Source organism: Mesorhizobium sp. M4B.F.Ca.ET.089.01.1.1 (assembly GCF_004022605.1).
Taxonomy (GTDB): Bacteria; Pseudomonadota; Alphaproteobacteria; order Rhizobiales; family Rhizobiaceae; genus Mesorhizobium; species Mesorhizobium abyssinicae.
In genome coordinates this window covers 1-9,391 of record NZ_RZOS01000217.1, presented here as the reverse complement: position 1 = coordinate 9,391, position 9,391 = coordinate 1, and the positions used below count along the sequence as shown (strand labels likewise).

General features: G+C 64.1%; 8 protein-coding genes, 1 pseudogene and 1 riboswitch. All 9 genes and pseudogenes read right to left on the bottom strand.

Annotated features, from left to right (window positions below; genetic code table 11):
• Positions 1-454 (bottom strand): annotated as a pseudogene (locus EN780_RS19915) (phosphomethylpyrimidine synthase ThiC); the annotation flags it as partial.
• A 103-nt stretch (positions 455-557) separates the two neighbouring features.
• A riboswitch (TPP riboswitch) is annotated at positions 558-674 on the bottom strand.
• Between the two features lie 95 nt (positions 675-769).
• Positions 770-1,522, bottom strand: a complete 753-nt coding sequence (locus EN780_RS19910) for an FkbM family methyltransferase (protein WP_128275080.1) — start codon at positions 1,520-1,522, stop codon at positions 770-772.
• The gene (locus EN780_RS19905; protein ID WP_128275079.1) at positions 1,519-2,760 is read right to left on the bottom strand and encodes a hypothetical protein; all 1,242 of its coding nucleotides are present in this window, start codon (positions 2,758-2,760) and stop codon (positions 1,519-1,521) included. Before EN780_RS19905 ends, EN780_RS19910 begins: the two co-directional genes overlap by 4 nt.
• An 18-nt stretch (positions 2,761-2,778) precedes the next feature.
• Positions 2,779-4,245 carry an aspartate aminotransferase family protein gene (locus EN780_RS19900; RefSeq protein ID WP_189556621.1) on the bottom strand — a complete coding sequence of 489 codons (1,467 nt, stop codon included), beginning with the start codon at positions 4,243-4,245 and terminating at the stop codon, positions 2,779-2,781.
• A 33-nt stretch (positions 4,246-4,278) separates the two neighbouring features.
• Positions 4,279-5,286: an NAD(P)-dependent oxidoreductase gene (locus EN780_RS19895; RefSeq protein ID WP_128275077.1), complete on the bottom strand. Its 1,008-nt coding sequence runs from the start codon at positions 5,284-5,286 to the stop codon at positions 4,279-4,281.
• Positions 5,283-5,717 (bottom strand): EamA family transporter, encoded by a 435-nt coding sequence (locus tag EN780_RS19890; protein ID WP_127311339.1) that lies wholly within the window; start codon positions 5,715-5,717, stop codon positions 5,283-5,285. Before EN780_RS19890 ends, EN780_RS19895 begins: the two co-directional genes overlap by 4 nt.
• 121 nt (positions 5,718-5,838) lie before the next feature.
• Positions 5,839-7,185, bottom strand: a complete 1,347-nt coding sequence (locus EN780_RS19885; RefSeq protein ID WP_128275076.1) for an FAD-binding oxidoreductase — start codon at positions 7,183-7,185, stop codon at positions 5,839-5,841.
• A gap of 2 nt (positions 7,186-7,187) precedes the next feature.
• Positions 7,188-8,621 (bottom strand): UbiA family prenyltransferase, encoded by a 1,434-nt coding sequence (locus tag EN780_RS19880; RefSeq protein WP_128275075.1) that lies wholly within the window; start codon positions 8,619-8,621, stop codon positions 7,188-7,190.
• Between the two features lie 220 nt (positions 8,622-8,841).
• Positions 8,842-9,105: a hypothetical protein gene (locus tag EN780_RS19875; protein WP_187331283.1), complete on the bottom strand. Its 264-nt coding sequence runs from the start codon at positions 9,103-9,105 to the stop codon at positions 8,842-8,844.
• Between the last annotated feature and the right edge of the window lie 286 nt (positions 9,106-9,391).

The following is a 9,391-nucleotide window of genomic DNA, read 5'->3' as shown; positions in this document are numbered from 1 at the left end:
GGGCCTCGCGGCCCAGATTCTCGCGGATCGCGACGAACTCCATCTCGGGCGTGATGATGCCGGCGCGCGCATAGGCAAGCTGGGTCACCGCCTTGCCGGCTTTCGCCCGCAGCGGACGATTGCGGATCGGAAATTCCGGCGTCAGGCGCTCGCCTGTCGCGAACCCGTTGTCTTCCGGACGCACATGGCGGCCGTCATAGGCTTCGACATCGCCGCGTGCTGTAACCCATTCCTGGCGAAGCCGGGCAAGGCCCTTTTCGATGTTGGTTTCGACAGCCGGGTCGGTATAGGCGCCGGATGGATCGTAAACGGTAACGGGCGGCTCGCCGGCCGTCGGATGGACGGAGATCTCGCGCATCGGCACTTTGATCTGGGGGTGGAGGCTGCCTTGCTTGTGGACCTTGCGCGAGGCGGGCAACGGCCCCGTCGACACGGTGGGGGTAAGGGCATTCATCTTGAGGCTCCTTTGCTCATGCATTGGAGACCCAGTTCTGTGCCGGAAGGATGAAAAGACGCTTTGGTCGCCCTGCCGAAACAGGACCTCGGGCATAGACTCCCGCAAAGCGCTTGCACCGTCCCTACGCCAGCATGAACTGGATCAGGTTCAACGGGTCACTGCGCCGCGAAAGCCAGCAGTATCTCAGCCCCTTGCCGGGACTCCCCTGGTGAATGCCTCAGGTTGGAGGGGCCGGCGCCGCTTTGTCAAGCCGTGTTCGGCCGGCGCGGCGGCGGGAGAGACTTGCCCTTGTGGACGGGGGGTCGGCGAAACTCAGGCGAAAGCCCAGACGTCCTCGGCCTGGAAGCCGACCTGGTAGCCAGCGGTCTTCAGTTTGACCACCACCTGGCCGATCTCGGCCGCCGGCAGCGCGCCGACTTCGATCTTGATCATGCCGGGACGGTAGCGCTTGAGGTCCAATTGGTCGAACACCATCCAGTCGGCGCCCTCGCAATCGACGAGGAAGGCGTCGATATAGGCAATGCCGTTGCGGTCGAGCAGCGTCTGCAGTGTCTCCGACGGCACCTCGATGTCCTTGAGGTGCGGCGCGAACTTGTTGAAGTTGGCGTCCGCCTCGCCCCAGGCGTTCTTGCCCGACATCAGATTGGTGTCGGTTACCGACGAGCAGCCGATGAACTCGATCGGCAGCGTGCCGTCTTCGAGCGCGGCGGCGTCAAATGTATGAACGGTGATCGTCCCCCTGGTCCGCGTCACCGCCACAGGCTCGATGATGAAGCGCCCGGTATCGGGATAGTTGGCGCGCAGGCGCTTCTGATTGTAGGGGATCGGTTCGACCAGCATCGCCCGCGCCCTTGGAATGCGATGCAGCCAGGGCGTGACGTCGTCGAATAGGGCGCCGTCGCAGGCGCCGACATTGACCATCTGGAACGGCCTGCCGCCGAAGCGTGCCATCAGCGCCGCCCGGGCGAGGAACTTCGTGCCGCGCAGCGCCGGCCCGCGATCGAGCAGCCCGGCCGGAAGGCCGAACGAGAGCGCGATGCGCGCCAGGTTGGAAACGGAACTCATTGCGTGTCTCCGGGCTTGTCTCCGCCAACGACGAGCGGCGCGGCGCGGCGTTGGCCGACCGAGGCCCACAGCGCCATCAGCGGGCCGCCCAGCAATAGGAAGGGCGGCAGCAGGTTGGGGAAATAGATGCGTGTGTCGTGGATCGGGAAGACCGTGAACTTCGCCAGCACGCCGAGCACCAGCGCCGCAAGCAGGATACCGGCGCGACGATCGAGGCGGAAGCCGGCGCGGCCAATCGCGTACCATCCGGCAAGCGCCAGCACCGAGACGCCCACCCAACTGTTGGCGTTGATCGCACGCAGCAGCGAGACGGCGAAGGCCTTGAGGTAGGCCGCGAGCGAGAATGGCGGCTCGAAACCGTCCATGTTGTAGTGCTGCTCGATCGTGGAGAACCACAGATGCGGCCACCAGCCGGGGTGCTGGGCCCAGTGCGAAATGGCGAAATAGGCAATGAAGGAGGAGGCAAAGCCCGCCAGCGCGCCCCAGGCCCTTTGCCGGAAGATGATGAGCAGCACGGCGAAGATCGCTAGGAAGACGATGTTGTCCGGCCGCGCCATGAAGGCGAGGAACAGCAGGATCGCGGTCGCCGCCTCGCGTTTGCGCACATAGGCGAACAGGCCGCCGAGGAACAGTGCGGAGCACATCAGGTCCGGCGTCGACGCGCGCGCCGCGTCGCCGAAATCGGCCATGATCAGCACCGCGCCGACTATCGGAGCCAGGGCCAGCGCGCCTTCCGAACGCAGCCAGATGAGCGTGATGCCGCCGAACAGCAGCACCGAGACCACGGAGACTAGCCGCATAGCCTCGACCGGCGACACGACATGGCTGAGGCCGGACAGGATCTCGGCATAGAGGAACTTGATCCGGTACATGCCGAGCAGCGAATGGAAGTCGGCGGCATTTTCCGCCATATGGCTGCGGTAGCCGCCGCCATCATCGGTCAGCGTCTTGTAGTCGGCGGCCGAGACGCCCGCCTTGACCGTGCTGTAGGCATAGTCGTGCAGGGCCTGCGGGTCAGGATAGGTGCCTTCCTCGGCGACCGCCAGATAGGGCAGCATATCCCAATTGGCGTCGGGCATGATCCAGGCCGTCGCCGCCGTCAAAAGGATGTAGAGCGCGAAGGCCGCCGCGCCGATGGGTGCCGCCAGCCGCGCATAGGTCCCCTCGGCCCAGGCGAGACCAGCCCCGGCGAGCCGGTCGAGCGGATTGGTCGGGACAGTCGGCGGCCTGGTCAGCATCGTTCTGCTCAGAGCCCTCTACTTGCCGACCTGGCTTTTGACGAAATCCTTCACGATCGCCACGATGCCGCGCGACAGAAGGCTGTCGAAGGCATCGACGAAGCGGTCGACATGTTCGCGCTGGCAGATCAGCGGCGGCTCCAGCCGGATGACGTTGCGATTGTATTCGGTGAAGGCGACGAGCACGTCATAGTCGCGCAACAACAGCGAGCCGACGAAGCCTGAGAGCGAGCCCTTCAGCTTGTCGTCGAGCACGCTGACGATCGGCCGCAGCACCATCGGCAGGGTCTGCGAGAAATCGTTGAACTCGAGCCCGATCATAAAACCCTTGCCGCGCACGTCCTTGATGATCTTCGGATACTTCTCCTTGAGCGCCTGCAGCCGCTGCAGAAGGTAGTCGCCCGTCGCGGCCGCATTGTCGATCAGGCCTTCGTCGTAGAGCACGTTGAGCCCCTCGATCGCGGTGACGCAGGCTTCGCCCATGCCGCCGAAAGTCGCCATGGCATGGATCATCGCCGTCTTCGGCGTGCCATAGGCCTTCATGTATACGTCGCGCCTGGCGATCATGGCGCCGACCGCCGCCTTGCCGGCGCCGAGCGATTTCGCCAGCGCCGTCACGTCCGGCACGACGCCGTAGTGCTCGAAAGCGTAGAAGCGGCCGGAGCGGCCATAGCCGCACTGCACTTCGTCGGCGACCCACAGCACGCCGTACTGGTCGCAAAGCGCGCGCAGCTTCTGCCAGTATTCGGCAGGCGCCTGGATGATGCCGCCGCCGCCCTGGATGGTTTCGAGCACGATGACGCCGATCTCGGGATCGCTCCTGAACAGGCGCTCGACCGCATCGATGTCGGCGAAGGGCACTCGCACCACATTGTCCGCCACCTTGAAGTCGGCGCGGTAGAGCGAACCGTCGGTGATCGCCAGCACGCCCTTGGTCTTGCCGTGGAAAGAATTCTCCGCATAGACGACCTTCGGCCGCTTCGGGCCGGCGGCGCGCTCGGCAAGCTTCACCGCCGCTTCCATGGCTTCCGAACCGGACGAGCCGAGGAACACCATGTCGAGGTCGCCGGGCGAGCACTTGGCGATATTGTGCGCAAGAGCCGCTGCATATTGCGACATGAAAGCGATCGCGATTTCCTGCCGCTTCTCCTCCTGGAATTTCTTGCGTGCTTCGAGGATGCGCGGATGGTTGTGGCCGAAGGCCAGCGAGCCGAAGCCGCCGAAGAAGTCGAGGATCTTGCGGCCGTTCTGGTCGATGTAGAACATGCCCTCGGCGCGCTCGATCTTGACCTTGTGGAAGCCGAGCAGCTTCATGAAATGCAGCTGGCCCGGATTGAGATGCGCCTTGAACAGGTCGGTGATGCGGGCGACGTCCATCGCCTTGGCCTGCTCGACGCTGATCAGCTCGGGCTTGGCGATGGTGGCGGGCGACAACGCCGGCGCCTCGACCAGCGTGCGCGTGCCCGTGTGTTCCGGCTTGGCCATGACGGTCATCTGAAAATCTCCCCTTCGTCGCCTTTATTCGGCAGGAACGTGTTTGGTGGCGACGGCGTGGCCGTCCTTCTTGGCGCGGTACTCGCTGTAGGCGGCGATCAGCATGTCCTCGTCGCGATATTGCGGCACCCAGCCGAGCTGGCGCTCGGCCTTGGACACGTCGAGCACGCACTCCTCGTCGGCGATCAGATACTGCTCCGGATCCATGATCGGCATGTTCATGAGGTCGAGCAGGTCGAGCGTGCGCTTGACCGCCCAGCCCGGTGTCGGGATCAGGACCGATTTCGAACCGGCATGCCGGATCAGGTCGCCAAGCAGCTTCTTCACCGGCGGCGGGTTGAGGGAGCCGAGATTATAGGCCTCGTTCGGCACGCCGGCCTTCCAGGCCGCGCGGGCAGCTTCCGCGCAGTCGAAAACAGAGATGAACTGGTAGGGATTCTTGCCCGAGCCGATCATCGGCACGGGCAAATTCCAGTCGATCAGCTTGAACAGTTTTTCCAAAATGCCGAGGCGGCCGGGGCCGATGATCAGGCGCGGCCTGAACAGCGAGATCGACATGCCGCGCTTGCGCCATTCGGCAGCCAGCTCCTCGGTCCTCAACTTCGACAGGCCGTACTCGCCGAGCGGCGCGACCGGATGCTCCTCGGTCATCGGCATCGTCACCGTGTGCCCGTAGATCATGTCGGTCGTGTAGTGGACGAGCTTCGAGGCGCCGGCCTTGTCCATCGCCTTCATGATGTTCTCGGTGCCGTGGAAATTCACCGGGAAGAAGAAGTCGTGCCGCTTGGCGCGCACCTGGATCGGCGACAGCATCTTCGCCGACAGGTTGTAGACCATGTCGTCACCCCTGAGCCCGACGGTCGCGACCGAGGCCGGATCGGTGACGTCACATGTGACGAAACGAGCCGAGCGATAATGCGGCAGATCGCTCTTGACGATGTCGGCGACAACGACCTCTTCGCCGTCGGCAACAAGCTTGGGGGCAAGGTGGCGGCCGACGAAACCGTCGCCGCCGAAAATCACATGTCTCATCGAACGATCTCGCTTGTGCCGATCTTGTCTTGGGTGATGGAAGCGGTCTGGTCCTCGTGCCCTCGCCCACTCTGGGCGATCAGCACCGTGCCGACGCAGATGCAGGCGATGCCAGCGACGCGCCAGCCATTGAGGTCCTCGCGGAAAACGAAATAGGCGAAGACGGCGACCGCGACATAGGCGAGGCTAAGGAATGGATAAGCGAAGCTGAGCTCGACCTTGGACAGCACATAGAGATGCGAGGCCATCGAGATGACGAAGGTGCAGAGCCCGAGGAACACCCACGGGCTGAAGACGATCTGCAGCAGCTTCAGCAGCGGATTGGTGCCCTCGAACGAAATTGGCCCGAGCGACATCATGCCTTGCTTCAGCATCAGCTGGGCCGCCGCATTGGTCATGACCGTGAAGAGAATGAAGACGATGTATTTCATTGTTGCCACCCCGCCCGCAGCGGTCCTATTACAAACCTGCAAACATTTCGTGAAGTCACGTGACTGTTTGAGTAAACCCTGGCTTTAACGCTTCTTTTACCAGGATTTATTCGAATTCTACCTATTCCGCCGCTTGCGCCGTTCCTTGCCGTTCATCCGGTTTCTTTGCCGTGCGCGCCCAGAAGTCGGACATGAAGGCGGGATCGCGCACAGCTTCCAGCCGCGGCCAGTCCGGGAAGGATGCCGCGAAGGTCTCGGCGCCCATGCGCGCGTCCTTGTATGGGTTGACCGCGCCGCCCGCCTCGATCGTAATGCGGTCGAGTTCGGCAAGCAGCCTGAGCGTCTTTTCGCCCCGGTTGGGGAAGTCGAGCGTCAGCGTGAAGCCTGGCCTCGGGAACGACAGCAGCGCCGGCGAGCGGACCTTGCCAAAACGCTTCAGCACGGTGAGAAAGGACCCCTGCCCGGCGCGCCTTGCCGCTTCCAGCAGCGCCGGCACGGCATGCCGCGCCGGCCCCTCCGGCACCACGCTCTGGTGCTGGAAAAGGCCCGTCGGTCCATAGAGCCGGTTCCAGTCGCCAACACCGTCGAGCGGAAAGAAAAAGCCCTGGTAGCCAACCTGGCGCGGCGCCGCCGATCGCCCCTTCTTCCAGCGATAGGCAGCATTGAAAGCTGTCAGGAACGGCCGGTTGAGCACATTGAATGGCGGCTGCAGCGGCACCGAAAGGCGCGCGCCGGCACGGGACGCCGCATGCAAACCATGCTCGGCATGGTTGCCGGTAAACAGCAGGCCGCGCCCTCGCCCTCCGGCGAGCTGGTCAATCCAGGCGACGGCGTACTCATTGGCCTGGTCGGCCGCTTCGGTCAGCTCGAAGAATTCGCCGAGATCGCCAAAGGGCGTCGCCTTCTCGACGATGTCGAGCGAAGGCACCCGCATGAGCCGGATCGACGCCGACAGGATCAGCCCGGTCAGCCCCATGCCGCCGATGGTTGCCCGAAACAGCCGCGCATTGCTGGTCGCCGAGCAGCGATAGGTCTTGCCGTCCGAGCGCAGCAGCGTCAGCGATTCGACATGGCAGCCGAAGGTGCCGCGCCGGTGATGGTTCTTGCCGTGGACGTCGTTGGCGATTGCCCCGCCGAGCGTCACGAACTGCGTGCCGGGAACCACCGCCGGGAAAAAGCCGTGGGGCGCGGCGTGGGCGATGATGTCGCACAACAGAACGCCGGCATCCGCCTCCAGCACACCCGTCTCGGCGTTGAACGCGCGGACGCGATTGAGCGGCCGCATGTCGACCACCGAGCCGGCCTGGTTCTGGCAGGTGTCGCCATAGGAACGGCCATTGCCATAGCCGAGCAAGGAACCGTCCTTCGCCGCGCCGCTCTTCAGCAGCGCGATGGCGTCCTCCGCAGGGATCGCATGGCGCGCCGCCGGCGTGGCGCGGCCGAAACTTTGGAAACTGTCACCGGCCATGCTCACCAGCCTCCGGCAACCAGGAACGCTGCGCCGATGGCGACGACGATCTGGCTGCGCCAGTCGCGGATGATGAAGACGACCGGATCGTCATGCATCTCGTCGCGGCGGGCGAGGATCCAGACGCGCATGGTGAGGTAGAGCACGATCGGCGCCAGTGGCCAGACCAGCCACGGATGCGGATAGAGTTCGCGCACCGAGACGCTGTCCATGTAGAGCGCCAGCACCAGCGCCGAGGAGAAGGCCGAGGCCATGCCCGCCTGGGCGACGATCTCCTGGTCCTCGGTGCGGTAGCCGCGGCCGGCAATGCGCTCGCCGGCCGGGATGGCGGTGGTGCGCAATTCGACGAAGCGCTTCACCAGCGCCAACGACAGGAAGAAGAAGATCGAGAAGGCGAGCAGCCAGAACGAGACGTCGACGCCGGTCGCCGCCGCGCCCGCCAGCACCCGGATCGTGTAGAGGCCGGCGAGCGTCAGCACGTCGACCAGCAGCATGCGCTTGAACGACAGCGAATAGGCCGTGGTGACGACCATGTAGCCGCCGAGCACGCCGAGGAATTCGATCGGCAGCAAAAGCCCGGCGGCAATGCCGACCGTGATCAGCGCCACCATCGCGCCGAAACCGAAAGGGATCGACAGCGCGCCGCTGGCGAAGGGGCGATAGCGCTTGGTCGGATGCTTGCGGTCGAGCGCGAGGTCGAAGAAGTCGTTGAGGATATAGATGGCCGAGGCCACCGCGCTGAAGGAGATGAACGCCAGCACGCATTCCCAGATCATGTCGATGTTGAAGTACTCGTGCGAGAGCACCATCGGCACCGCGATCAGCGCGTTCTTCAGCCATTGATGCACGCGCAGCATCTTGACGAATGTCTTCAAGGTCGGCTTCGGCGCCGCAACCGTTTCGCCGCCATGCGCGGCCTGCCAGCGCGCCGCATGACGGTCGGGCGCCACGATGATCGCGCTACGCGCGGCGTCGAAGACCTTGAGGTCGTGCCGGCTGTTGCCGGCATAGTCGAAGCCGCCGTCGCCATAAGCTGCGACCAGCGAGTCGCGTTTCCTGCCCGAGGTCATGTTGTGCGGGCCATCGGTCGCCAGCACGCGATCGAAAATGCCGAGATGCAAAGCGATCGCCTCCGCGAACTTGCGCGGCGTGCCGGTCGCCAGCACGATCGGGCGGCCCTCCTGGTGATCGGCGCGAAGCCGCTGGAGCAACGCCTCGCGATAGGGCAGCGAAGCCGGATCGATATCGATGCGGGCGGCGATCTCCTGCTTCAAGCGCGCCGGGCCGCCTGCCAGCCAGAACGGCACCATGAAGACATAAAGCGGGTTCTTCTTGAGCAGGATGAACAGGCCTTCCCACAGAAGATCGGTTGCAATCAGCGTGCCGTCGAGATCGACCGCAAGCGGAATTGCGTTCCTGTCCGACCGCGCGTCCATGATTCCCTGCCTGCCTGATCCTTCGCGCCGCGTTTCGGCGTCTTCGCGACCGGTATAGCGGGGAACGGCGTAGCGAACGTTAAAACGCCCGGTTGCATCCGGTGTGTACGGTGGTATTTCCCCCGTCAGTGTTAAACGAGTGCTACCGGAAACAATAAAAGGCCGGGCAATGTGCCCGGCCTTCGCAAGAGATGCTGCCTTGGTTACTTGATGCGGACGACTACTTGATGCGGCCGACGCCGCCCGAGATCTCGACCGTCTCCGAGCCGGTCAAGGCTTCGAGGTCGCCATTCGGCAAGGTGACGAAACAGCCGTTCGGGCAGAATTCCACGGTTTCGCCGGCGGCCAGCGCCAGCTCCGTCTTGCCGCCGCCCTCGGTCACGATCAGCGTCCTGGTCTCGGCGTCCTTGTTGACCGCGCTGGCGGCAAAAGCCGACCCGCTCACGGCCAGGAAAGCGATGGCGGCGACGACAGACTTCCACATTTTGCAATACCGGTGTTTCCACACCGCCTCTTGTTGCATTTCGCAAGGCATTCTCGCCCTTTGCATGCGAGCTTATATGAGATCGAAGCTGAACCGCAACTGAATGCCGCATTCATGCCGCAATTGGGTTTGCGAGCACGCTGCGGCGTCTCCAAGGTGTACTGAGATTCAGGTCAGGCCGTGTCGAAAACGGTGGGTTCCGAGAACCGGAGCGGAGCGTACATAAAGTAGGTGAGCACCGGAAGCGCAGGCAGCCGCCGTTTGCAGGCCGGCCTCACCTGAATAT

What these genes read in the sequence shown, in the direction of transcription:
- EN780_RS19910 (WP_128275080.1), bottom strand. Translation starts at nt 1,522, where the DNA reads ATGAGTTCCGTTTCCAACCTGGCGCGCATCGCGCTCTCGTTCGGCCTT.
- EN780_RS19905 (WP_128275079.1), bottom strand. Translation starts at nt 2,760, where the DNA reads ATGCTGACCAGGCCGCCGACTGTCCCGACCAATCCGCTCGACCGGCTC.
- EN780_RS19900 (WP_189556621.1), bottom strand. Translation starts at nt 4,245, where the DNA reads ATGGCCAAGCCGGAACACACGGGCACGCGCACGCTGGTCGAGGCGCCG.
- EN780_RS19895 (WP_128275077.1), bottom strand. Translation starts at nt 5,286, where the DNA reads ATGAGACATGTGATTTTCGGCGGCGACGGTTTCGTCGGCCGCCACCTT.
- EN780_RS19890 (WP_127311339.1), bottom strand. Translation starts at nt 5,717, where the DNA reads ATGAAATACATCGTCTTCATTCTCTTCACGGTCATGACCAATGCGGCG.
- EN780_RS19885 (WP_128275076.1), bottom strand. Translation starts at nt 7,185, where the DNA reads ATGGCCGGTGACAGTTTCCAAAGTTTCGGCCGCGCCACGCCGGCGGCG.
- EN780_RS19880 (WP_128275075.1), bottom strand. Translation starts at nt 8,621, where the DNA reads ATGGACGCGCGGTCGGACAGGAACGCAATTCCGCTTGCGGTCGATCTC.
- EN780_RS19875 (WP_187331283.1), bottom strand. Translation starts at nt 9,105, where the DNA reads ATGTGGAAGTCTGTCGTCGCCGCCATCGCTTTCCTGGCCGTGAGCGGG.